Annotated in this window: 24 protein-coding genes and 1 other RNA gene; 8 read left to right on the forward strand and 17 right to left on the reverse strand. The window is 61.2% G+C overall.

The genetic code is table 11. From position 1 onward, the window contains the following. Window positions 1-33: 33 nt before the first annotated feature. The 3 genes from arcB to mtgA all read left to right on the forward strand — a co-directional run bounded on the left by arcB (window position 34) and on the right by mtgA (window position 3,992). Window positions 34-2,373 (forward strand): aerobic respiration two-component sensor histidine kinase ArcB, encoded by a 2,340-nt coding sequence (gene arcB, locus ACJ8KE_RS17055; RefSeq protein ID WP_016930193.1) that lies wholly within the window; start codon window positions 34-36, stop codon window positions 2,371-2,373. 237 nt (window positions 2,374-2,610) lie between these two features. Then, window positions 2,611-3,264, forward strand: coding sequence for an isoprenoid biosynthesis glyoxalase ElbB (elbB, locus tag ACJ8KE_RS17060; protein WP_079450138.1), 654 nt, complete (start codon window positions 2,611-2,613; stop codon window positions 3,262-3,264). Then, entirely contained in the window at window positions 3,261-3,992 is a 732-nt protein-coding gene (mtgA, locus tag ACJ8KE_RS17065) for a monofunctional biosynthetic peptidoglycan transglycosylase (RefSeq protein ID WP_097101343.1), read from the forward strand. Before elbB ends, mtgA begins: the two co-directional genes overlap by 4 nt. Before the next feature lie 39 nt (window positions 3,993-4,031). On the opposite strand, the gene dolP is transcribed toward mtgA, so the two are convergent. Genes dolP through ACJ8KE_RS17085 form a run of 4 tightly spaced genes read right to left on the reverse strand, consistent with a single transcriptional unit; the run spans window position 4,032 to window position 7,648 of the window. After that, complete coding sequence (dolP, locus tag ACJ8KE_RS17070) at window positions 4,032-4,607, reverse strand: division/outer membrane stress-associated lipid-binding lipoprotein (protein ID WP_004937101.1); 576 nt, start codon at window positions 4,605-4,607, stop codon at window positions 4,032-4,034. A 9-nt stretch (window positions 4,608-4,616) separates the two neighbouring features. Next, window positions 4,617-5,207: a DnaA initiator-associating protein DiaA gene (diaA, locus tag ACJ8KE_RS17075; RefSeq protein ID WP_004937103.1), complete on the reverse strand. Its 591-nt coding sequence runs from the start codon at window positions 5,205-5,207 to the stop codon at window positions 4,617-4,619. A 51-nt stretch (window positions 5,208-5,258) separates the two neighbouring features. Beyond that, the gene (locus ACJ8KE_RS17080) at window positions 5,259-5,612 is read right to left on the reverse strand and encodes a YraN family protein (RefSeq protein WP_015379164.1); all 354 of its coding nucleotides are present in this window, start codon (window positions 5,610-5,612) and stop codon (window positions 5,259-5,261) included. Further along, the gene (locus ACJ8KE_RS17085) at window positions 5,609-7,648 is read right to left on the reverse strand and encodes a penicillin-binding protein activator (protein WP_028128303.1); all 2,040 of its coding nucleotides are present in this window, start codon (window positions 7,646-7,648) and stop codon (window positions 5,609-5,611) included. Before ACJ8KE_RS17085 ends, ACJ8KE_RS17080 begins: the two co-directional genes overlap by 4 nt. Before the next feature lie 62 nt (window positions 7,649-7,710). Here ACJ8KE_RS17085 and rsmI point away from each other — a divergent pair, with 62 nt between their 5' ends. Together rsmI and rnpB are read left to right on the forward strand one after the other, a co-directional pair. After that, entirely contained in the window at window positions 7,711-8,574 is an 864-nt protein-coding gene (rsmI, locus tag ACJ8KE_RS17090) for a 16S rRNA (cytidine(1402)-2'-O)-methyltransferase (protein WP_004937108.1), read from the forward strand. Between the two features lie 41 nt (window positions 8,575-8,615). Further along, window positions 8,616-8,993, forward strand: an RNA gene (rnpB, locus tag ACJ8KE_RS17095) — RNase P RNA component class A. A 57-nt stretch (window positions 8,994-9,050) separates the two neighbouring features. Here rnpB and ACJ8KE_RS17100 read toward each other — a convergent pair. Then, a complete protein-coding gene (locus ACJ8KE_RS17100) occupies window positions 9,051-9,752 on the reverse strand; it encodes a pirin family protein (protein WP_028128304.1) in 702 nt (233 codons plus the stop codon). 107 nt (window positions 9,753-9,859) lie between these two features. Here ACJ8KE_RS17100 and ACJ8KE_RS17105 point away from each other — a divergent pair, with 107 nt between their 5' ends. Then, the gene (locus ACJ8KE_RS17105; protein ID WP_004937113.1) at window positions 9,860-10,756 is read left to right on the forward strand and encodes a LysR family transcriptional regulator; all 897 of its coding nucleotides are present in this window, start codon (window positions 9,860-9,862) and stop codon (window positions 10,754-10,756) included. Window positions 10,757-10,807: 51 nt separating this feature from the next. On the opposite strand, the gene ACJ8KE_RS17110 is transcribed toward ACJ8KE_RS17105, so the two are convergent. The 11 genes from ACJ8KE_RS17110 to ACJ8KE_RS17160 all read right to left on the reverse strand — a co-directional run bounded on the left by ACJ8KE_RS17110 (window position 10,808) and on the right by ACJ8KE_RS17160 (window position 18,343). Continuing rightward, entirely contained in the window at window positions 10,808-11,794 is a 987-nt protein-coding gene (locus ACJ8KE_RS17110) for a glutathione S-transferase family protein (protein ID WP_004937116.1), read from the reverse strand. A 70-nt stretch (window positions 11,795-11,864) separates the two neighbouring features. Further along, window positions 11,865-12,260: a DoxX family protein gene (locus tag ACJ8KE_RS17115; protein WP_016930186.1), complete on the reverse strand. Its 396-nt coding sequence runs from the start codon at window positions 12,258-12,260 to the stop codon at window positions 11,865-11,867. A gap of 295 nt (window positions 12,261-12,555) precedes the next feature. Next, window positions 12,556-12,843: a YqjK-like family protein gene (locus ACJ8KE_RS17120; RefSeq protein WP_016930185.1), complete on the reverse strand. Its 288-nt coding sequence runs from the start codon at window positions 12,841-12,843 to the stop codon at window positions 12,556-12,558. Beyond that, the gene (locus ACJ8KE_RS17125) at window positions 12,840-13,241 is read right to left on the reverse strand and encodes a phage holin family protein (protein WP_015379160.1); all 402 of its coding nucleotides are present in this window, start codon (window positions 13,239-13,241) and stop codon (window positions 12,840-12,842) included. Before ACJ8KE_RS17125 ends, ACJ8KE_RS17120 begins: the two co-directional genes overlap by 4 nt. Window positions 13,242-13,243: 2 nt before the next feature. Continuing rightward, entirely contained in the window at window positions 13,244-13,549 is a 306-nt protein-coding gene (locus ACJ8KE_RS17130) for a DUF883 family protein (protein ID WP_004937125.1), read from the reverse strand. A 162-nt stretch (window positions 13,550-13,711) separates the two neighbouring features. Further along, window positions 13,712-14,083, reverse strand: coding sequence for a DUF1090 domain-containing protein (locus ACJ8KE_RS17135; protein ID WP_442517321.1), 372 nt, complete (start codon window positions 14,081-14,083; stop codon window positions 13,712-13,714). Between the two features lie 242 nt (window positions 14,084-14,325). Then, window positions 14,326-14,700, reverse strand: a complete 375-nt coding sequence (mzrA, locus tag ACJ8KE_RS17140) for an EnvZ/OmpR regulon moderator MzrA (protein ID WP_004937130.1) — start codon at window positions 14,698-14,700, stop codon at window positions 14,326-14,328. After that, complete coding sequence (locus ACJ8KE_RS17145) at window positions 14,697-15,377, reverse strand: DedA family protein (protein WP_004937132.1); 681 nt, start codon at window positions 15,375-15,377, stop codon at window positions 14,697-14,699. The genes mzrA and ACJ8KE_RS17145 overlap by 4 nt, the downstream gene beginning before the upstream one ends. Before the next feature lie 136 nt (window positions 15,378-15,513). Further along, on the reverse strand, window positions 15,514-15,960 hold the full coding sequence (locus ACJ8KE_RS17150) for a hypothetical protein (RefSeq protein WP_004937135.1): 447 nt from the start codon (window positions 15,958-15,960) through the stop codon (window positions 15,514-15,516). Between the two features lie 186 nt (window positions 15,961-16,146). Then, complete coding sequence (exuR, locus tag ACJ8KE_RS17155; RefSeq protein WP_004937137.1) at window positions 16,147-16,923, reverse strand: transcriptional regulator ExuR; 777 nt, start codon at window positions 16,921-16,923, stop codon at window positions 16,147-16,149. Between the two features lie 121 nt (window positions 16,924-17,044). After that, window positions 17,045-18,343, reverse strand: a complete 1,299-nt coding sequence (locus tag ACJ8KE_RS17160) for an MFS transporter (protein WP_015379157.1) — start codon at window positions 18,341-18,343, stop codon at window positions 17,045-17,047. Window positions 18,344-18,627: 284 nt separating this feature from the next. On the opposite strand from ACJ8KE_RS17160, the gene uxaC reads away from it, so the two are divergent. Both uxaC and ACJ8KE_RS17170 read left to right on the forward strand, forming a co-directional pair. Further along, entirely contained in the window at window positions 18,628-20,040 is a 1,413-nt protein-coding gene (uxaC, locus tag ACJ8KE_RS17165) for a glucuronate isomerase (RefSeq protein ID WP_261419951.1), read from the forward strand. 20 nt (window positions 20,041-20,060) lie between these two features. After that, window positions 20,061-21,548 (forward strand): UxaA family hydrolase, encoded by a 1,488-nt coding sequence (locus ACJ8KE_RS17170; RefSeq protein ID WP_261419950.1) that lies wholly within the window; start codon window positions 20,061-20,063, stop codon window positions 21,546-21,548. Window positions 21,549-21,602: 54 nt separating this feature from the next. Here ACJ8KE_RS17170 and sstT read toward each other — a convergent pair whose 3' ends face one another. Continuing rightward, a complete protein-coding gene (gene sstT, locus ACJ8KE_RS17175; protein WP_442517322.1) occupies window positions 21,603-22,838 on the reverse strand; it encodes a serine/threonine transporter SstT in 1,236 nt (411 codons plus the stop codon). Between the last annotated feature and the right edge of the window lie 36 nt (window positions 22,839-22,874).

Here is a 22,874-nt window from a genome sequence, read left to right on the forward strand (position 1 = left end):
TGATTCAAAAGATTGTGTCTGAAGGGAGCCGCTATGAAGCAAATCCGGGTGTTGGCCCAGTACTACGTTGATTTAATGGTGAAACTGGGGTTGGTGCGCTTCTCGCTGCTGCTGGCCTCGGCGCTGGTGGTGCTGGCGATGGTGGTGCAGATGGCGGTGACCATGCTGCTGCGCGGCGAAGTTGAAAGCATCGACGTGGTGCGTTCGATCTTCTTCGGCCTGTTGATCACCCCGTGGGCGGTCTATTTTCTCTCGGTGGTGGTGGAACAGTTGGAAGAGTCGCGCCAACGGCTGGCGCGGCTGGTGGACAAGCTCGAAGAGATGCGCCACCGCGATCTGGAGCTCAATCAGCAGCTCAAAGACAATATCAGCCAGCTGAATCAGGAGATCGCCGACCGTATCAAGGCGGAAGAAGAGCGCCTGCAGGTGATGGAAAAGCTGACCGAAGAGATGGAACAGCGCGAGCTGGCGCAGATTGAGCTGGGCCAGCAATCGGCGCTGTTGCGTTCCTTCCTCGATGCCTCGCCGGATCTGGTCTACTACCGCAACGAAGACAAAGAGTTTTCCGGCTGCAACCGCGCGATGGAGCTGCTGACCGGCAAAAGCGAGAAGCAGCTGATTGGCCTGACGCCGTTCGACGTCTACGGCCAGGAGATCGCCGAAAAGGTCATTGAGACCGACGAGAAGGTGTTCCGCCACAACGTCTCGCTGACCTACGAACAGTGGCTGGTGTATCCCGACGGCCGCAAGGCCTGTTTCGAGCTGCGCAAGGTGCCGTTTTACGACCGGGTAGGCAAACGCCACGGGCTGATGGGCTTCGGCCGCGATATTACCGAGCGTAAGCGCTACCAGGACGCGCTGGAGAACGCCAGCAGGGAGAAGACCACCTTTATCTCCACCATCAGCCACGAGCTGCGTACGCCGCTTAACGGCATCGTCGGCCTGAGCCGCATTCTGCTCGATACCGAGCTGAACGACGAGCAGCTGAAATACCTGAAGACCATCCACGTCAGCGCCATCACCCTCGGCAATATCTTCAACGACATTATCGAAATGGACAAGCTTGAGCGGCGCAAGGTGCAGCTCGACAACCAGCCGGTGGACTTCACCGGTTTTCTGGCGGATTTGGAGAACCTCTCGGGCCTGCTGGCGCAGCCGAAAGGGCTGCAGTTCGTCATGGAGCCGCAGACGCCGCTGCCGCAGCAGATCGTGACCGACGGCACCCGCCTGCGGCAGATCTTGTGGAATCTGATCGGCAACGCGGTGAAATTTACCCAGCAGGGGCAAATTGTGGTGCGCGTGCGGCGCGAGGCGCAGGAGAAACTGGTGTTCGAGGTGGAAGACTCGGGCATGGGCATCCCGCAGGACGAGCAGGACAAGATCTTCGCCATGTATTACCAGGTGAAAGATCAGCGCGGCGGCCGCCCGGCCACCGGCACCGGCATCGGGCTGGCGGTCTCCAAGCGGCTGGCGCAGAGCATGGGCGGCGACATTACCGTGCGCAGCGAACAAGGGCACGGTTCTTGCTTTACCTTAACCATCAAGGCGCCGGCGGTGCAGGAAGCCGTCAGCGCGGCGCCGGAAGAAGAGGCGCTGCCGTTGCCGGCGCTGCACATCCTGCTGGTGGAGGATATCGAACTGAACGTGATCGTGGCGCGCTCGGTGCTGGAGAAGCTGGGCAACAGCGTCGACGTGGCGATGAACGGCCACGATGCGCTGGCGATGTTCGATCCGGACGAGTTCGATCTGGTGCTGCTGGACATTCAACTGCCGGACATGACCGGGCTGGACATCGCCCGGGCGCTGCGCGAGCGCTATGCCGGGCAGGCGCTGCCGCCATTGGTGGCCCTGACCGCCAACGTGCTGAAAGACAAAAAAGAGTATCTCGAGGCGGGCATGGACGATGTGCTGAGCAAGCCGCTGTCGGTGCCGGCGCTGACCAAGGTCATCAAACACTATTGGGATCATCAACCTTCTCACACTTCAAAGAAAACGGAGCACAAGGCGATGCAGATTAATGAGTCGTTACTCGATACCGCGATGCTGGAACAGTACATGGATCTGGTTGGCCCGCAGTTGATCCACCAAAGTCTGGAGATGTTCGAACAGATGATGCCGGGCTATCTGGCGGTGCTGGACTCCAACATGACGGCGCGCGATCAGAAAGGCATCACTGAGGAAGGGCATAAGATCAAGGGCGCCGCCGGTTCGGTCGGTCTGCGCCATCTGCAGCAGCTGGCGCAGCAGATTCAAACGCCGACGCTGCCGGCCTGGTGGGATAACGTGCAGGATTGGGTGGATGAGCTGAAACAAGAGTGGCGCAACGACGTGCAGGTACTGCGGGCTTGGGTTGAGAACGCTGAAAAAAAATGACCCCGACCTAAGCCGGGGTGCGCGAATATTGCGCCAACACCAGGGAAATTGTGAACCTGCGTATTGGTTTCAGTGTTCTGGTCGAGCAGGTTGTTGCGAATTCCTAAACATCATACAGCCAACAACATAGCAAATGTAAGCGCTCTTGTTAGAAGATTCATTAAAATGTGTGATGTAGATTAGTGTTTGTCAACTCCGAGCACGAACCAGTTGACAGCAGCGACAGGAGTAAGAGTGATGAAAAAGGTGGGTGTAGTCCTCAGCGGCAGCGGCGTTTATGACGGTACGGAGATCCATGAAGCGGTGCTGACGCTGCTGGCGTTGGATCGTGCCGGCGCCCAGGCGGTGTGCTTTGCGCCTGACAAACCACAACGCCATGTTATTAATCACTTATCTGGTGAGGAGGCGGCGGAGTCGCGCAATGTTCTGATTGAATCGGCGCGCATTGCCCGCGGTGCGGTGCAGCCGCTGGCGCTGGCGGAGGCCGCGCAGCTGGATGCACTGATCGTGCCCGGCGGCTTTGGCGCCGCCAAGAACCTCAGCAATTTCGCCGAAGCCGGCGCGGAATGTTGGGTCGATGAAGATTTGGCGCGCCTGACGCGCGAGATGCATAAGGCCAACAAACCAATTGGCCTGATGTGCATCGCGCCGGCGCTGTTGCCGAAGCTGCTGGATCAACAAGCGCGGCTCACCATTGGCAACGATCCGGATCTGGGGGAAGTGATTGACGCCATGGGCGGCGAACCGGTAATTTGCCCGGTGGACGACATCGTGGTGGATCGCGAACATAAGATCGTGACCACGCCGGCCTATATGCTGGCGCCGTCTATCGCGCAGGCGGCCCTGGGCATCGATAAGCTGGTGGCGCGGGTGCTGGAACTGGCTGAATGAGAAAATCGCTCGTCGGATGGCGGCGGCTGCGCCCGTGGTATTGGCTGAAGCGCGGCGTCATCGCGATTATCGGCCTGTGGGTGTTGGCCATTGTGCTCTTTGCCTTCCTACCGGTGCCGTTTTCCGCCGTGATGGTGGAGCGGCAGGTCAGCGCCTGGCTGAGCGGCGACTTCGGCTATGTCGCCCATTCGGACTGGGTGTCGATGGACGACATCTCGCCGCAAATGGCGCTGGCGGTGATGGCGGCGGAAGATCAGAAGTTTCCAGACCATTGGGGCTTCGACGTGGCGGCCATTGAAAAGGCGCTCAGCCACAACGAGAAGCGCCCGACGCGCATCCGCGGCGCGTCCACGCTGTCGCAGCAAACCGCCAAGAACCTGTTTTTGTGGGATGGCCGCAGCTGGCTGCGCAAAGGATTGGAGGCCGGGCTGACGTCGGGCATCGAATTGGTGTGGACCAAGCGGCGTATTCTGACGGTGTACCTGAACATCGTCGAGTTCGGCGATGGGGTGTTCGGCGTGGAAGAGGCTTCACAGCGCTTTTTCCATAAGCCGGCCAAACGTCTGAGCGCGGCCGAAGCGGCGCTGTTGGCGGCGGTATTGCCGAATCCGCATCGCTTCAGGGCCGATGCGCCGTCCGGCTATGTGGTGCAGCGTCAACAGTGGATCATGCGACAGATGCGGCAACTGGGCGGGGAAGCGTTTTTACGCGAGAACAAGCTGGATTAAACGGGCGGGAACGGCACGGCGCCGCTCCCGCCAGGCGGATTATTTCACGTAGGTAAAGGCGGTGGTGACGTGCTTCACGCCGCTGACCTGGCTGGCGATCTGCGCCGCCGACTGCCCTTCCTGCTGCGTGACCAGGCCCAGCAAGAACACTTCGCCGTTTTCGGTGGTGACCTTCACATTGGACGATTTCACCGTATCGCTGGTCAACAGCTGCGAACGCACCTTGGTGGTGATCCAGGTGTCGGAGGACGCGGTGCTCAGGCTGACCGGCGTGCCCTGACGGATTTCGTTATACACTTCGGTGGTGCCTTCCACGCCCATGGCGATCTGCTTGGCGCGCGCGGTGAGATCGGCGTTAGGCGACTGGCCGGTCAACAGCACCTTGCCCTGATAGGCGGTGGCGACCACCCGGGCATCTTTCTTCAACTGCTGGTCTTTGCTCAGGGCGCTTTCGACCCTGGCTTCCAGCGTGCCGTCATCCACCTGGGTCCCTACGCTGCGCGGGTCGGTGGCGGTTTTGGTCGCGACGGCCGCACTGCCGACGACGACGCCGGCGATACAGCCTTGCAACAGCAGGGCGCTGGACAGCACTGCAAATGTGGCTTTTAGCTTCATCTCAGTTCCTTAATCGTCCTGGTGAGGGAATAACGTATTGTCTATCAGGTCGCACAGGCAGTTTACGGTCAGCATATGCATTTCCTGAATGCGCGAGCTGCGGTGCGACGGGATGCGGATTTCGACATCCTGCTGGCCGAGCAGCCCGGCCAGCTCGCCGCCGTCGTAGCCGGTGAGCGCGACGATGGTCATATCGCGCGTAACGGCCGCCTCGACCGCTTTCACAATATCACGGCTATTGCCGCGGGTGGAAATCGCCAGCAGCACGTCGCCGGTGTGCCCGAGCGCACGCACCTGCTTGGCGTACACTTCGTCGTGCAGCCGATCGTTGCTGATTGCCGTCAGCACCACGTTGTCGGCGTTGAGAGCGATGGCCGGCAGGCTGGGGCGCTCGGTTTCAAAACGGTTGATCATGCTGGCGGCGAAGTGCTGCGCGTTGGCTGCCGAGGTGCCGTTGCCGCAGCACAGGATTTTGTTGCCGTTGAGTAAGGATTGAACCAGCGTCATCGCAGCGCGGGAAATGGCGTCCGGCAGTGCTTCCGCCGCCGCGATCTGGGTTTGGATGCTTTCGGTGAAACAGACTTTAATTCTATCCAGCACGTTGTATTAATCCACTAAGTCAAAGGGCCGGTCTGCGCCGTAAAACCCCGATTAATCCGCATTGAAGGCGTTGGGTATCCATTCTAACTGGCTACCGGTAATGGCCAAAACATCAAAACGGCAAGATGATGTGTCAAAACTGGCTCCGCGCCCCGCCAGCCAGACGGCGGCGGCGTGCAGCAACCGCTGTTGTTTGCGAAAGGTGACGCTGGCGGCCGCGCCGCCGAAGGCGTCGTTGCGGCGGTAGCGCACTTCGACGAACACCCAGGTGGTGCCGTCGCGCATGATGAGGTCGAGCTCACCGCCGCGCACCGCGACATTGGCGGCGCAGAAGGTGAGCCCGGCGTGTTCCAGGTGACGGCGGGCCAGTAACTCATAGCCCGCCCCTGAGGCGCGTGGGTTCAAGAGACTGGAACGACCGTGCCCTGACGGTATTGCAGCCAAGGCAGCTTACGGTTGATCACGCAGTTCGGCGACGCACTCAGCGTGCCGGTGGTGCCGGAAACCTGGAAGCCCGGCAGCTGGCGCATTTCAGCAAAGTGGTTGGCCAATGTCCAGGCATCCATCCCCATTGCATACAGGCGCACCAGCGAGTAGTCGTTGCGGAAACGCGCGCTGGCCTGCTGCAACAGTTGAGGGTTTGAGCCGGCAAGCAGCGGGATGTCGCTGAACTGCAGGCCTTCCATTTCCAGACGGAAGTCCGGACCGGCGCCGGCCTGGTAGCTGCGCGAGCTGGCGTACATCGCCGGCTTGCCGCGCGAGCTGGTGGCCATGTCGATCATCGGTTTGATCAGCGTCAGCTGAGACTGCGTGGCGACGATGTACACCGCGTCGACGCTGCCGCCGGTGGCGGCGGGCACGTCGCTCGGCGGCGCAGGAATGGTCAGCCCGGCGATGGTGACGCTCTGCGGCGCCGGGGCGCTCGACATCGGCGTGCCGGTCATGCGGATGCCGCCGCTGTTCACCATCTGGCGCAGCTCGCCGGCCGAGCCGATGTCCTGGCGCAACACGGTTTGCCCGCCTTGCTTCTGCCATTCCTGGTTAAAGGCCCTGGCGACGCGATCGCCGAAGGCGCCGCGCGGCACCAGCAGCAGCGGTTGACGCTTCTGCTGTTCCCAGATGTGGCGGGCGGCGTCGCGCGCTTCATCTTCCGGCGACAGGGCGAAGTAACAGATGTTCAGGTTGTCTTTCGGCGTTTCCGGTTGGTTGAGCGCCAGCACGTTCAGCGTGGTGGTGCTGGCGGACAACTGATCGACGTTCTCTTTCAGCAGCGGCCCGACCACCAGAGTGGCGCCATCCTGCTGCGCCTGGCTCAGCAAGGCGGCCAGCGGCTGGCTGGTGGTATCGTACACTTTGACCTGCGCGTTGGCGGCCTGCGGCGGCGTTATCGGCGCGCTGGACGGCGCAGCGGGTTGCGCGGCGGTCACGGCGGGCTGGCTCTCTTGCGCCGAAGGGCTGACAGCGCCGTTGGCGTTGATGTCACCCGTAGTGGCCTGATCGGCCGGCGCCGTTTGAGCCGGCGTGCTGGCCGGTTGCGCGGCTTGAGGCTGCGGCGCCGGCATGGAGCCGCCGTTTTTCGCCGCTTCGAAGCCTTGCTGGATGGCGTCGGCGAACACTTTCGCCTGGCCGTTCAACGGCAGCAGCAGGGCGATTTTCGAGGTGGAGGCCTGGGTGAAGTTCAGCACCTGGTTCAGGCGAGCCGGCAGCGTTTTGGCCGCCGGGTTCTTCGGATAACGGTTCTGCCAGTCTTTGATGCCGGCCTTCAGCAGATCGGGATCCTGCTTGTTGTCCTGATAGACGCGCAGCAGATCCAGCCAGCCTTGCAGCACGTTCTCGTCGGCGTTGATCACCAGGCTGTTCATCTCCTGCGGCGGCAGTTGCAGCAGGGCCTGCCAGGTTTGATCCAGGTTGTCTTGGTGCGCCTTGCCGGTCAGCAACGGCTCCTGAGCGATATAGGCGCGGATCAGCGGCAGCGACGCTTTGCCCTGGTTGGCGGCGATCTGCGCCTGGTAGTAGCGCACCTTCTGATTCGGCGACAGCGCACCGCTGTCCAGGTGGCCCAGCGTGCTGCGGGCGCTGACGTAGCTCTTGTTGGCGATCTGCAGTTCGGCAGTCAGCAACTGGCGTTCAGTCTGCTGTGCGCCGCTGAGGTTTTTCGGCAACTGATTCAACTGGTCGCCGGCCTGCGGCAGTTTTCCCTCACGCAGCAAGGCGCGAATAGCAAGTAATTGCCAGTCAGCCTTGTTATCATCGCTGCTTTGCTGCAACTGCTGCAGGTAGTAATCGGAGCTGGCGCTCGCTTCGTCCTGTATATTGGCGGGCGGCGTTTGCGGGGCCCGACTTGGACAGCCTGCCAGGAAAAGGGCGGCCGCGATGACTGCGGTAAGTCGGACAGGCTTGGAACGCCCTGCTTTGGTACGAACGAATGTTGAGGAAAGCATACTGTATCCAGTGATGTTTTTTTCAAGATGCTCAATATTAAATCGGCAACCCGGATGAAACAATGAATCAACACCAACAATCAGTCATTTCTGCATCAACGCTGTATGTGGTGCCCACCCCCATCGGCAATCTGGGCGATATCACCCACCGTGCGTTAGAGGTACTGAAAAGCGTTGATCTGATCGCGGCGGAAGACACGCGCCATACCGGATTGCTGCTGCAACACTTCGCGATTAATGCGCGTCTGTTCGCGCTGCACGATCACAACGAACAGCAAAAGGCCGATCAGCTGCTGGCGAAACTGCAGGAAGGCCAGAGCATCGCGCTGGTGTCCGACGCCGGCACGCCGCTGATCAACGATCCCGGTTATCACCTGGTGCGCCGCTGCCGTGAGGCCGGCATTCGCGTGGTGCCGCTGCCGGGCGCGTGCGCCGCCACCACCGCGCTGTGCGCCGCGGGCGTCGCTTCCGACCGTTTCTGCTACGAAGGCTTCCTGCCGGCGAAAACCAAGGGACGCAAGGATACGCTGATGGCGCTGGCGGAGGAACCGCGCACGCTGATTTTCTACGAATCCACCCATCGCCTGCTGGAAAGCCTGCAGGACATGGTCACCGTCTGGGGCCCGCAGCGCTATGTGGTGCTGGCGCGCGAGCTGACCAAAACCTGGGAATCCATCCACGGCGCGCCGGTGGGCGAGCTGCTGGCGTGGGTGCAGGAAGATGAAGTGCGCCGCCGCGGTGAGATGGTGCTGATCGTCGAAGGCCACAAGGCGCAGGAGGATGCGCTGCCGCTCGAGGCGCTGCGCACGCTGGCGCTGCTGCAAAAAGAGCTGCCGCTGAAAAAGGCGGCGGCGCTGGCGGCGGAAATCCACGGCGTGAAGAAAAATGCGCTGTATAAGCACGCGCTGGAGCAACAACAGCCGTAAAGCGGTTGACCTGCCGCCGTCGCGACGCTACTATCCGCGCCGGAGTTGACCAGACAGTCGCCGCTTCATTGCCGTCCTCTTCGGGGAGACAGATGGAGGGGAGGAAAGTCCGGGCTCCATAGGGCAGGGTGCCAGGTAACGCCTGGGAGGCGCAAGCCTACGACTAGTGCAACAGAGAGCAAACCGCCGATGGCCCGCGCAAGCGGGATCAGGTAAGGGTGAAAGGGTGCGGTAAGAGCGCACCGCGCGGCTGGCAACAGTTCGTGGCACGGTAAACTCCACCCGGAGCAAGGCCAAATAGGGGTTCACATGGTACGGCCCGTACTGAACCCGGGTAGGCTGCTTGAGCCAGTGAGCGATTGCTGGCCTAGAGGAATGACTGTCCACGACAGAACCCGGCTTACCGGTCAACTCCCTCGACAAAAGAAAACCCCGCGCAACGTCAGTTGCGCGGGTTTTTTCGTTTTCCGGCCGGCTTACACCGGCAGATCAATCAGCAGCGCGCGCAGCGGCGTCTCGGCGCGGATCGTCAGGCGATTCTCCTCACGCACGAAGGCGCCGTCGCCGCAGGTCAGACGCTGTTCCTCGTGGCGCTCGCCGGTGGCGGCGATGGTGCCGTGAATCGACTGCAAATAGGCGCGCGGCCCGTTAATCGTCAGCGTTTGTTCTTCGCCCGACTGCAGATCGAGATGGTGGATCCAAACCTGCTGGCGCAGCTGCAGGCTGCCCTGCGCGCCGTCCGGCGAGGCCAGCAGCAGGTTGCCTGCCGCTGGCAGCGCCAGGCGCTGCACCCGCTCGTTGTTGCGTTCCGGGCAGGCGTCCAGCCACAGCTGCAGGCGGGTCAGCGGCGTATCGCTGCTGACGTTCTGTTCGCTGTAACTCAGGCCCGGCTGGGTGGCCAACAGCAGCGCCTCGCCGGCTTTGGCGCGCGCGGTGTTGCCGTCGCTGTCGCGGTATTCCGCCTCGCCCTGCAGGATCAGGTTCAGGATATCCACGCTGGGATAGGTGCGCGGCTGGAACGACGCGCCCGGTGCCAGCACCTCCTGATTCAACACCCGCAGCGAGGCGTAGCCCATCAGTTTGGGATCGAAGTAGTGACCAAAGGAAAAGGTGTAGCGAGCCTGCAGCCAACCAAAGTCAGCTTGCCCGCATTGTTGTGCTGTTCTGCATGTAATCATGGCAATCGGCTCTCTAAATTCATTATCCAAATGGTAAGCATCTGGACGTCGGATTGTTAGCCAGTTAATCTGGTCGGCATATTCAAATTTCCTGACAGAGGGATGTGATGGCCAGAGATCGGGCGCTCACGCTTGAGGCGCTGAGAGTGATGGATGCGATCGACCGGCGTGGCAGTTTCGCCGCGGCCGCCGACGAATTGGGCCGGGTGCCGTCGGCGCTCAGCTACACCATGCAAAAATTGGAAGAAGAATTGGACGTGGTGCTGTTCGACCGTTCGGGCCACCGCACCAAGTTCACCAACGTCGGGCGCATGTTGCTGGAGCGCGGGCGGGTGCTGCTGGAGGCGGCCGATAAGCTGACCACCGACGCCGAGGCGCTGGCGCGCGGTTGGGAAACCCACCTGACCATCGTCAGTGAAGCGCTGTCGCCGCCAAGCCTGCTGTTCCCGCTGGTGGACAAGCTGGCGCTGAAGGCCAACACCCAGGTGTCGATTTTCACCGAAGTGCTGGCGGGCGCCTGGGAGCGGCTGGAACAGGGGCGCGCCGACATTGTGATCGCGCCGGACATGCATTTTCGCGCGTCGTCGGAGATCAACACCCGCAAACTGTACAAGGTCATGAGCGTTTATGTCGCCGCGCCGGATCATCCTATCCACCAGGAGCCGGAGCCGTTGTCCGAGGTGACCCGCGTGAAATACCGCGGTATCGCGGTGGCGGATACCGCTCGCGAGCGCCCGGTGTTGACCGTACAGCTGCTGGACAAGCAACAGCGCCTGACGGTGAGCACCATTGAAGACAAACGTCTGGCGCTGCTGGCCGGGTTGGGGGTGGCGACCATGCCGTATCCGATGGTGGAGAAAGATATCGAAGCCGGCCGGCTGCGCGTGGTGGGGCCGGAATACAGCCGCGAAGCCGACATCATTATGGCCTGGCGGCGCGACAGCATGGGGGAGGCGAAGGCCTGGTTCCTGCGCGAAATCCCGCGCCTGTTCGCGCAACGTTAACGTCGGTGGGATGACATCCCCTTGCCGGGCGGCAAGGGGATTTTTTTCGCCTTAACCGAAGCGCTGGTCGCGGCCGTGCGGCTCGTCCAGATCCTGCGCCGGCCCGATGGAAATGATGCCGTGCGGGTTGATGGTGGCGTGGCTGCGGTAGTAGTGGTTGCGAATGTGCGGCAGGCTGACCGTCTCGGCGATGCCCGGCATCTGATAGATGTCGCGCAGGAAGCCGTACAGGTTCAGATAGTCGCTGATGCGGTGTTTGTCGCACTTGAAGTGGGTGACGTACACCGGATCGAAACGCACCAGCGTGGTCCACAGACGCAGGTCGGCTTCGGTCAGCCGATCGCCGGTCAGGTAGCGATGTTGCCCCAGGATCTGCTCAAGGCGCTCCAGCGCGTTGAATACCCCGTTGACCGCTTCGTCATAGGCTTCCTGGCTGGTGGCGAAACCGGCCTTGTACACGCCGTTGTTCACTTGATCGTAAATCCAGCCGTTCAGCTCATCGATCTTGCCGCGCAGATCGGTCGGGTAGTAGTCCCCAGCCCGAGCGCCGACGCCGTCAAACGCGCTGTTGAACATGCGGATGATGTCGGCGGATTCGTTACTGACGATGGTTTGCCGCTGTTTATCCCACAGCACCGGCACGGTCACGCGCCCGCTGTAGTGCGGGTCTGCCCGCAGGTAGATCTGGTACAGGAAGTCGGCGTGATACAGCGGATCGCCGGTGGTTTCAGGAAAATCCTGGCCGAAGGTCCAGCCGTTTTCCAGCATCAGCGGGTGCACCACCGAGACCGGAATGATCTGCTCCAGCCCTTTCAATTTGCGCATCAGCAGCGTGCGGTGCGCCCAGGGGCAGGCGAGAGAAACGTACAGGTGATAACGGCCCGCTTCGGCCTGGAAGCCGCCCGCGCCGTGTTCGCCGGGCTGACCGTCGGCGGTCACCCAATTGCGAAACTGAGCGGTTGAACGTTTGAAACGGCCGCCGGTAGATTTCGTGTCATACCAGATGTCTTGCCAAACGCCATCGACGAGTTGTCCCATGGGAATCTCCTTGGTGTCCGAGTGAAAAACGACAGGGCCCGGCATGCCGGGCCCTGAATGACAGTTTAGATTACCATTTCTTGTTCAGAAGACGGTCGATGCTGAAGCCGCCCGGGCCTGCGACCGCCAACACGATGAAGCCGCCGGCGATGGTCAGGTTTTTCATGAACATCAGCTGGTTTACGCCTTCCGCAAAATCAGTGTGGAACAGCAGCGCGGTCAGGATGGTGAAACCGGCAGTGAACAGCGCCACGGTGCGGGTCAGGAAGCCGAACAGGATCGCCAGACCGCCGCCAAACTCCAGCAGAATGGTCAGCGGCAGCAAGAAGCCAGGCACGCCCATCGATTGCATGTACTGTTGAGTTCCGGCGTAAGCGTCACCCATTTTGCCGTAGCCTGCCACGATAAACAGGATTGGCATCAGGATACGAGCAACCAGCAAACCTGCATCTTCTAATTTTTTCATCATCTACTCCAAAGTGTTTTTGTGTGCCTGTTCGGCGGTAGTCATATCAACGGGCGGCGTAGCGGGTCTCTGACCCTGTCCGCTCCGTATCGTATTGATGGAGTGAATGTTAAGCGGGAAGTGCTCAGGTTGTTAGCAAGTAAAACTGTCGTAATTTTTCAAAAAATCTGAATCTTTAGCGTGCTAATAAAATACCGCCGATCAGCAGGTTGCCCGGCCCCGGGGTTAGACGCGTTGTATCAAGGGAGAAAATTCGGGCAGAGCAACAGGAGGTTTGAAGGAAAGGCTAAGTGGCTTACTTGGAGGAAAACGTCTTTTTAAACAGTCGAATAGCGCTCCAGGCGCCGAAAGCACGACGCGACCAGCGGATCATCTTGCTGGGGTGGCGGATGCCGTACAGCGCCATGACGCTGGAACCGAGTACCAGATAGCGGCGCAGGCCAAACACTGTCTGCCAGCCGCGGTCAATGCGTTCGGTCTTTTCCAGCCACAAAGACTTGTGTTCGGCCAGATCCAGACGCTGTTGCTGGATCTGGCGAATCAGTCTCTCTTTTTTCCATTCCAGGTAGCGGCGGCGGCTCATGGTTCGCGCTCCAGTTCGGCGCGGTCGAGTTCCAACTGCTTGCGCGTGGCGCCCAGCAGCGTGGTGCGACGAGCCTTGACCAGCGTCCAGATGGTGCCGACCACGGCCAGGAACAGCAGCACGCCGGTTGTTGCGCCCAGCGCCACCAGCCGGTAGACCGGATCGATGGCCCAGAAGATCAGGATCAGCAGGCTCATCAAACCGAAGGCGGTGAACAGCAGCGTCATGCCGGCCATGATCAGCAGCTGAATGAGGTTGGCTTTCTCCTCTTCCAGCTCGACTACCGCCAGCCGGACACGGGTTTCCACCATGCCGACCAGGATCGTGATGATGCGCTGACCGATATCCAGGACCCCTTTGGCGGGGCCCTGCGCGCGAACTTGCGGTTGTTCAGCCATGATTAACGACGCGCGAGCAGCACGCCCAACACCACGCCGACCGCCGCGCCGATACCGATGCCGGTCCACGGGTTGTCGCGCACGTAGTCGTCGGCCTGGCCGGCGATCTGTTTGGTTTGCGAAGCCAGCTTGTCACCGGCGTCGCTCAGGCGAGCGCGGGTCTCTTTCAGCGCGCCTTCCGCTTTCGAACGCAGCTTCTCCAACTCGGCTTTCGGCTTGTCGGTGGAGGAGTTCAGCACTTCCTCCAGCGTATCGGCTAAGGACTTCAGTTCAGCGCGTAAGTTTTCTGCATTTGAATCATGTGCCATGTGATTATTCCTTAACGTTTATTTCGACAGACTTTTAACATAGCGGATTTTTTCGCCGGAGCAAAGGGGTGATGGTCAGCAGATAACACCAGACATCAATTCCATATGCTTAAGAAATCCCGTACGATGGGGCTCTCATCGACAAATCCGCTGGTATAAAAATTATTCCGCCTGGGCGCGTTTCAGCTCAGTCTGCGCTTCCGTCAGCTTTTGCTGTTTCTTGGCGACCTTGTCCAGCTTGCCGGTTTGCTGCGCTTCTTTCAGCTCCTGCCGGCGCTCGTCGACCTTGCGCTGTTTCTCTGCGATGTTTTTCTGGCGTTCGGCCTGCAGGCCGGCTTCGGTGCAGTGGGTCTGCACTTCGCTCAGCGCTTTTTTCAGCCCTTCTACGCGGCGGGTGTTGCCGTGTTGGGTGGCGTAGTCAATTTGCTGCTGGATGTCTTGCGCTTTGGCGGCGCAGCCGCCCTCAGCGGCCGAAGCGAGCGCCGGCAGCGTGCAGAGTGGCAACAGCAGTAACAGTGAGTGGCGTAATTTCATCTTTCAGTTCCTTTTCATGAGATGCCTGAACAGGCATCCGCTTTCCTGGCTGCCGAAGGCGGCAGCACGAGAGGAGGGCGTTCATCGCCGGCTGAAGTTACCCTTCAGCATAGTCATGAAACCGGCGAGCCCCCAAAGAATCAGCCGTGACCCAGTGCTGACTGATTAATTCTTGAGCTAATCGATGCGAATGAAAATGAAGATAATGGCAATGAAAGGAAACCCCTTCATATGAAGGGGGATTATCCCAGATTGAGCGGGGAACGCGCAAATTCGCGCACCCAATGCGACGGCACGGGGGACTCGCTCAATGCGATGTGGTAACCGGGCGGCAGAATGGTTTGCAACGCTTCGCGCGCCAGCAATTGCTGCTCCGGCGAATCCAGACGGATGACCAGGCCATCGCCTTCCGGCGTAATGCTTTTGATGCGGATGCCGCGTTCATCCAGGCGCTGGTAGACATAAAAGCCGTCGGGCAGCGACAGCCCTTGCTGGCTGGCGCGGATGCGCAGCTCGCTCTCGGTGCGCACCATACAGGGCACCAACAGCGTCGCCAACGCCAGCAGGGCGAGCGCGATCATCAGGACGTATTGCCAGCGCGGGCGCTTTGCTGTCACGCCCCTTTCCCCGGGTTCTGGCTGTTGGCGCGCTTCTTGCGCCACAACACGATCAACGAGCCGACCAGCCCGACCACCAGCAATACCAGCGGCAACATCATCAGGCAGAACATCAGCTGATCTTCATACTTGCGGAACACCGGAGTTTTCCCCAGGGCGAAGCCCAGCGTCGTCAAGATCAAGACCCACAGCAGGCCGCTCATCCAGTTGAAGAACTGGAAGCGCGCGTTGCTCAGGCCGGACAGGCCGGCGATGGTTGGCAGCAGGGTGCGCACGAAGGCCAGGAAGCGGCCGACCAGCAGGGCGGAAAGGCCGTGGCGGTGGAACAGGTTGTGAGCGCGTTGATGGTAGTGAGCCGGCAGATGCGAAAGCCAGCCTTGCACCGTTCGCGTATTGCCGAGCCACCGGCCTTGTATATAACTGACCCAGCACCCCAGGCTGGCGGCGACGGTCAGGATAACGATGGTCAATGGGAAGCCCATGGTGCCTTTGGCGATCAGGACGCCGACCAGGATCAGCAGGCTGTCACCCGGCAGGAAAGCGGCCGGCAGCAGGCCGTTCTCCAAAAACAGGATCATGAACAGCAGGATGTAGAGGGTCCACACCAACGAAGGGTTCGCCAGCGTCTCAAAATCCTGCTGCCATAAGGCATGTATCAGTTCTTTAATGATGTCCATCCGGTGTTCCTAAAACGTCATTGTTTATTTTTATCTCAGCGGCGGAGCGGGCGTGAGCTGAAAGCGCGCGGCGATCCTGAGTGCTGATAACGATGAAACGGCGTTGCTTTAAGGTTTCTAAGCGGTGCGACACCGGTCATAGGTGGTAAGTCAGCGTGCCACGGTACTGCATGTTGCTTTCTTTCCAACCGGCCTGGCGACTCTGTTGCCTGGAAGCGTCCAGCATCCAGTCGACCTGGGCAAGCCGGTTGGGGGCCGGGGTGTCCTGGCGGGGGAAGCGAATTCGGTAACCCGGCTCTGCGGCCAGGGTATAGACCGGCGCCGGCAGGGAGGATGCGAGCAGCGAACCGGAGAAAGAGTGCGCTCTGGGCAGCAGCAGCGGCAACTTACCGGGGGCTTTGCGGCGCGCTTCGGCCGGCGCCCGATACACATGATCATAGGGGGAAAGCGCCGGCTCCGCCAGCAGCGGCAGGCTGCTCAGCGCGCTGGGGGTTGGCTTGGGTGACGCCACGCATAGCTGTTGGCCGGAGACCGAACCGGTCCAGCAGAAAACAGCAATCAGCATGGCAAACAACCAGCGCATTTATTCGCGTCCCGCCCCCGCAGCAATGGGTAAAAAAGTGGGCTAACTCTACCAAAATAGCACGATTGGCAACAGGGAAATCTACGTTGCCGACGGTGAAATAGTACACGGCAAACGGCGGTTCCGGCATCGATTCAGCGGATTTTACATTACCTGACATAAGCCGACGGTTTTTGACCGCCGTGGCTATTTCGGCTCGTGGTTCACGCCATCCAGATGCACCACCGGATTCTCGGCGAACAGGTAGCGATCGGCGTTGTATTCGAAGTCATCGCTGGTGGCGTTGAACAGCATCTGTTTGGTGTTTTCCAGGTGCTGCCACATCGCCAGTTTGGCGGCGTAAGGGTCTTTGCGCATCAGCGCTTTGAGGATCTGATCGTGATCGTCGCACCAGCTGGCGATCGAGCGTTCGTCGATATGTTCATGCAGTTTTTTCCAGTAAGGGTTGTTGACCCGCTGCACCCACATTTTTTCCACGATGGTGGCCATGGCGGTGTTCTGGGTGGCCAGCGCCACCTGCACGTGGAACTTCAGATCCCACTGCGAGTCGCGGAAGCGATCCTCTTTACGGGCGTGCTCCTGGATCTCCATCAACTGCACGATATCTTGTTTGGTCACCTGGGTGGCGGCGAATTCGGCGATGTTGCTTTCTATCAGTTGGCGCGCCTGCAGCAGCTCAAACGGGCCGGCGGTGGCGAACTCGATGCTGTCGCCCGGCACCACCAGGTGCTTTTGCTGGTTGGACACCACGTGGATCCCGGATCCTTTGCGCACGTCCACATAGCCTTCCACCTCCAGCATGATGATCGCTTCGCGCACCACGGTGCGGCTGACATTCATCTCTTCGGCGATGTATCGCTCGGCCGGCAGCTTGTCGCCTACCGGGTAGCGGCCGCTTTCGATGCGTTGCTTGAGCTCGGCGGCCAGTTGCTGATACAGGCGTCTGGTTTCGGTGAATTCCATAGTGAATGCTCTATACGGTGCGGTGGGAAGGGGCGCGTGGCCATCGGATTTGTTATACCACTTATTCGGCACCGCTGCCAGAGGAGCAAGAGGCCCGGCGCGCAGCGGCCGGGCGGCGGGATCAGCTGCGCGCCGGGGCAGGCTGCAGCGTGGCCGGCTGCGTTTCGGCGGCCGGGCGGTTTTGCAACACCGTCCAGATGACGATGGCGCCGAGAATGTCGAAGACCGACAGCGCGGCGAACAGCGGGCTGAAGCCGAGGGTGTCCGCCAGGGCGCCGACCACCAGGGCGAACAGCGTGCTGGCTGTCCAGGCCGCCATGCCGGTCAACCCGTTGGCGGTCGCCACCTCATTGCGGCCGAATACGTCGGAAGAGAGGGTAATCAACGCGCCGGACAGCGCCTGATGGGCGAAGCCGCCGACGCACAGCAGCGCGATAGCCGCGTAAGGGCTGGTGAACAGGCCGATCATGCCGGGGCCGATCATCAACACCGCTCCCATCGTCACCACCAGCTTGCGTGAGACGATCAGATTAACCTTGAAATACTTCTGGAACAGCGGCGGCAGGTAGCCGCCGACGATGCAGCCGAGATCGGCGAACAGCATCGGCATCCAGGCGAACATGGCAATCTCTTTCAGATTAAAACCGTAGGCCTTGAACATGAACAGCGGGATCCAGGCGTTGAAGGTGCCCCAGGCCGGTTCCGCCAGAAAGCGCGGCAGCGCGATGCCCCAGAACTGGCGGTTGCGCACGATCTGCCAGGCGGACATCTTTTTGGCGTTAGAGGTCTGGTGCTGCGCTTCCTGGCCTTCGAGGATGTAACGGCGCTCTTCCTGGCTCAGTTTCTTCTGATCTTTCGGGTGTTTGTAGAACAGCAGCCAACAAATGGCCCAGATCAGGCTCAGCACGCCGGTGATGATGAACGCCATTTCCCAGCTGTGCGCCACGATGGCCCATACCACCAGCGGTGGGGCGATCATGCCGCCGATCGATGAACCCACGTTGAAATAACCGACGGCGATCGAACGCTCTTTGGCCGGAAACCACTCGCTGCTGGCCTTCAGCCCGGCGGGGATCATCGCCGCCTCGGCCATGCCGACCGCGCCGCGCGCCAGCGCCAGGCCGCCCCAGCTGTTGGCCAGCGCGGTGCCCATGCAGAACAGCGCCCACAGAATGGCGAACATGGCGTAACCGACCTTGGTGCCCAGCACGTCCAGCACGTAGCCCGCCACCGGTTGCATCACGGTGTAGCAGGCGGAATAGGCGGCGACGATATAGGAATACTGTTGGGTGGTGATGTGCAGCGTATCTTCCAGCGTCGGCGCCGCGACGGCGATGGCGTTGCGGGTCAGGTAGCCCAGCACGGTGCCGATGGTCACCAGTCCGATCATGTACCAGCGTAACCCTTTAATTTTACGCATCCGAAATGTCTCCCCGTTTGAAGGTGTGGCCGTCGATGCGGCTGGCGAGACAATAACCTGTCATACAGGTTTAAAAGTTGAGTGATATCACAAAAGGAATTATTCGCCTGAGCGATACTGTGGCCGGTGAAATAGGGCATTTTTGCCGGTAAATTGAGCGAAAAAGGGCGTGGAGAGAGGATGAACGGCAGACGTCGGGAAAAATCTGCTGGACGCTAGTTAAAATTGGTGTGATAACTTTTGTGATTCGAACCCCGTGCCGCACGGCAAGTAAGGAGCCCGAGATGGCGACGTTTTTGAGCGAAGATTTCCTGCTGGACAGCGAATTTGCCCGGCGCTTGTATCACGATTATGCGGCGCCGCAGCCGATTTTCGATTATCACTGCCATTTGCCGCCGCAGCAGATCGCGGAGAATACCCGCTTCAGCAACCTGTACGATATCTGGCTGCGGGGCGATCACTACAAATGGCGGGCGATGCGCACTAACGGCGTGGCGGAGCGGTTATGCACCGGCGATGCGGGCGATCGCGAGAAATTCGACGCCTGGGCCGCCACGGTGCCGCACACCATCGGCAACCCGCTCTATCACTGGACGCATCTGGAGCTGCGTCGGCCGTTCGGCATCACCGGCACGCTGCTGTCGCCGGCCACGGCGGATGAGATCTGGCAGCGCGGTAATGCGCTATTGGCGCAGGATGCGTTTCGCGCGCGCGGCATCATGCGGCAGATGAACGTGAAAATGGTCGGCACCACCGACGATCCGATCGACGATCTGCGCCACCATCGGGCGATCGCCGACGATCGTGGCTTCGATATCAAGGTATTGCCGAGCTGGCGGCCGGACAAGGCTTTCACCATCGATGCGCCCGGCTTCAACGACTATCTGCGGCAGTTGGAGGCGGCGGCGGACACCGCCATCGGCCGCTTCAGCACGCTGTGCGACGCGCTGTACAAGCGCATGGATCACTTCACCGCCCACGGTTGCAAGGTGGCCGATCATGCGCTGGACGTGGTGGTGTTCGGCGAGGCCGATGAAGCGACGTTGGATGCGATCCTGCTGCGCCGCCTGAACGGCGAGCTGCCGACGCCGGAACAGAGCGCCCAGTTCAAAAGCGCGGTGCTGCTGTTCCTGGCCGGCGAATACCGGCGCCGCGGCTGGGTGCAGCAGTATCACATCGGCGCGCTGCGCAATAACAACAGCCGCATGCTGGCCGCCGTCGGGCCGGATATCGGCTTCGACTCGATCAACGATCGGCCGCTGGCGGAACCGCTGTCGCGGCTGCTGGATGCCCAGGCGCGGCAGGGGGGCCTGCCGAAAACCATTCTCTACTGCCTCAACCCGCGCGATAACGAAGTGATCGGCACCATGATCGGCAATTTCCAGGGGGAAGGCACGCCGGGCAAGATGCAGTTCGGCTCCGGCTGGTGGTTCAACGATCAGAAGGACGGCATGCAGCGCCAAATGACGCAGCTGGCGCAGCTCGGGCTGCTGAGCCGCTTCGTCGGCATGCTGACCGACAGTCGCAGCTTCCTGTCGTATACGCGCCATGAATACTTCCGCCGCATCCTTTGCCAGATGATCGGTCGTTGGGTGGCGGACGGCGAAGCGCCGGCGGATATCGCGCTGCTGGGCGAGATGGTGAAAAACATCTGCTTCGACAACGCCAAAGACTATTTCGCCATTGAACTGGCGTAGCCGTTATCCGGGACCGGTTTATGCAAAGTACGATAAAGATTCATGAGCAGGATAACGTGGCGGTGGCGCTGCGCGATCTGGCTGCCGGAGAGTGCGTTGAGCTGGAAGGCGCGGTCATCCAACTGGCGCAGCCGGTGGCGCGCGGGCACAAATTTGCGCTCGGCCCGATCGCCGAGGGCGAAGACATCATCAAATACGGCCAGCCGATCGGCCATGCGCTCGCGGCCATTGCGCCTGGGGAGCACATTCATTCGCAAAACGTCAAAACCAACCTGAGCGATCTGGACAGCTACCGTTACCAGCCGCAGTTCCCGACGTTGCCGCCGCAGGCGGCGGATCGCGAGGTGCAGCTGTACCGCCGGGCCGGCGGCGAAGTGGGGATCCGCAACGAGCTGTGGATCGTGCCGACCGTCGGCTGCGTCAACGGCATCGCCCGTCAGATCCAACAGCGCTTTTTGCAGCAAACGCAGGCGGACGGGATCGACGGCGTTCACCTGTTCAGCCATCCGTTCGGCTGCTCGCAGCTGGGGCAGGATCATGCCAATACTCGCATCATGCTGCAAAATCTGGCGCGCCATCCCAACGCCGGCGCGGTGCTGGTGATCGGGCTGGGTTGCGAGAACAATCAGGTGGATGCCTTTCGCGCCACGTTGGGGATAGAGGACGAGCGGCGGCTGCGCTTTATGGTGTGCCAACAACAGGACGACGAAGTGGAAGTCGGGCTGGCGCTGTTGCACGAGCTGTACCGGGAGATGCGCCACGATCGCCGCGAGCCGGGCCGCCTGAGCGAGCTGAAGTTCGGCCTGGAGTGCGGCGGTTCGGACGGATTGTCGGGTATCACCGCCAACCCGCTGCTGGGGCGGTTCTCCGATTATGCGATCGCCAACGGCGGCACCACGGTGCTGACCGAAGTGCCGGAGATGTTCGGCGCCGAGCGCATTCTGATGAGCCGCTGTCGCGATGGGGAGACCTTCGGCAAAACCGTCGACATGATCAACGATTTCAAACGCTATTTCATTGCCCATCAGCAGCCGATTTATGAGAATCCGTCGCCGGGCAACAAGGCCGGTGGCATCACCACGCTGGAGGAGAAGTCGCTTGGCTGCACCCAAAAGGCGGGGCTAAGCCAGGTGGTGGACGTGTTGAAATACGGCGAGCGGCTGCGCGTGCCGGGGCTGAATCTGCTCAGCGCGCCGGGCAACGATGCGGTGGCGACCAGCGCGCTGGCCGGCGCCGGCTGTCATATGGTGCTGTTCAGCACCGGGCGCGGCACGCCGTACGGCGGCTTTGTGCCGACGGTGAAGCTGGCGACCAACAGCGAGCTGGCGGCGAAGAAACCGCACTGGATCGATTTCGACGCCGGCGGCCTGGTTCACGGCGTGGCGATGGAGACGTTGCTCAGCCGCTTCATCGACCTGATTGTCGAGATCGCCAACGGGCGTCCGGCGCGTAATGAAACCAACGACTTCCGCGAGCTGGCGATATTTAAAAGCGGGGTGACGCTGTAAGGCTGATAAAAAAAGGCGCTCGAGGGAGCGCCTTTTTGATGAGGCAAGGCGGGGTTAACGCACCTTCAGCGGGTCTTCGTTCGCCAGCCGCTGGTCTTCCGCCTGGCAGGCCGCGGCGGTGAACAGCACGTCGGTGGAGGAGTTGAGGGCGGTTTCCGCCGAATCCTGCAGCACGCCGATGATAAAGCCGACCGCCACCACCTGCATCGCCACGTCGTTCGGAATGCCGAACATGTTGCACGCCAGCGGGATCAGCAGCAGCGAGCCGCCGGCCACGCCGGAGGCGCCGCAGGCGCAGAGGGCGGCCACCACGCTCAGCAACAGGGCGGTCGGGACGTCTACCGCGATGCCCAGCGTGTTTACCGCCGCCAGCGTCAGCACGGTGATGGTGATCGCCGCGCCGGCCATGTTGATGGTGGCGCCCAGCGGAATGGAAACCGAGTAGGTGTCCTCATTCAGGTTCAGCTTCTTGCACAGCTCCATGTTTACCGGGATGTTGGCGGCCGAGCTGCGGGTGAAGAAGGCGGTCACGCCGCTCTCGCGCAGGCAGGCGAACACCAGCGGATACGGATTGCGGCGGATCTTCCAGTACACGATCAGCGGGTTGAGCACCAGCGCTACCAGCAGCATACAGCCGAGCAGCACCATCAGCAGCTGGGCGTAGCCCCACAGCACGCCGAAGCCGGTTTCCGCCAGCGTGGAGGCCACCAGGCCGAAGATGCCGAGCGGCGCACAGCGGATCACCGCGCGCACCACCAGCGTGACCGCATGGGACATGTCGTTGATCAGCCCCTTGGTGGTTTCGGAAGCGTGGCGCAGCGCCAGCCCCAGCCCGACGGCCCACGCCAGAATGCCGATGTAGTTGGCGTTAATCAGCGCATGGAACGGGTTGGCCACCACGCTCATCAACAGGCCCTTCATCACGTCCACGATGCCGCCCGGCGGGGTGATGTCGGTTGCGCCGGTGGTCAGCGCCAGCGTGGAAGGGAAGATAAAGCTGACGACGACCGCCACCAGCGCCGCAGCGAAGGTGCCCAGCAGGTAGAGGAACAGGATGGGGCGAATGTTGGTTTTCTGCCCCTGTTTATGGTTGGCGATCGAGGCCATCACCAGTATCAGCACCAGCAGTGGCGCTACCGCCTTCAGCGCGCCGACGAACAGGGTGCCGAGCAGGCCGACGGCCGCCGCGGCCGCCGGCGAAACCAGCGCCACCAGAATGCCGGCCACCAGGCCGGCCATGATTTGTTTGACCAGGCTGCCCTGCGTGATCTTTTGTAGTAGTTTTTGCATAGTGCTTTCTTCCTGATGTTATCTGGCCGCCGCGGC

Source organism: Serratia sp. CY56464 (assembly GCF_052168435.1).
GTDB lineage: Bacteria > Pseudomonadota > Gammaproteobacteria > Enterobacterales > Enterobacteriaceae > Serratia > Serratia marcescens.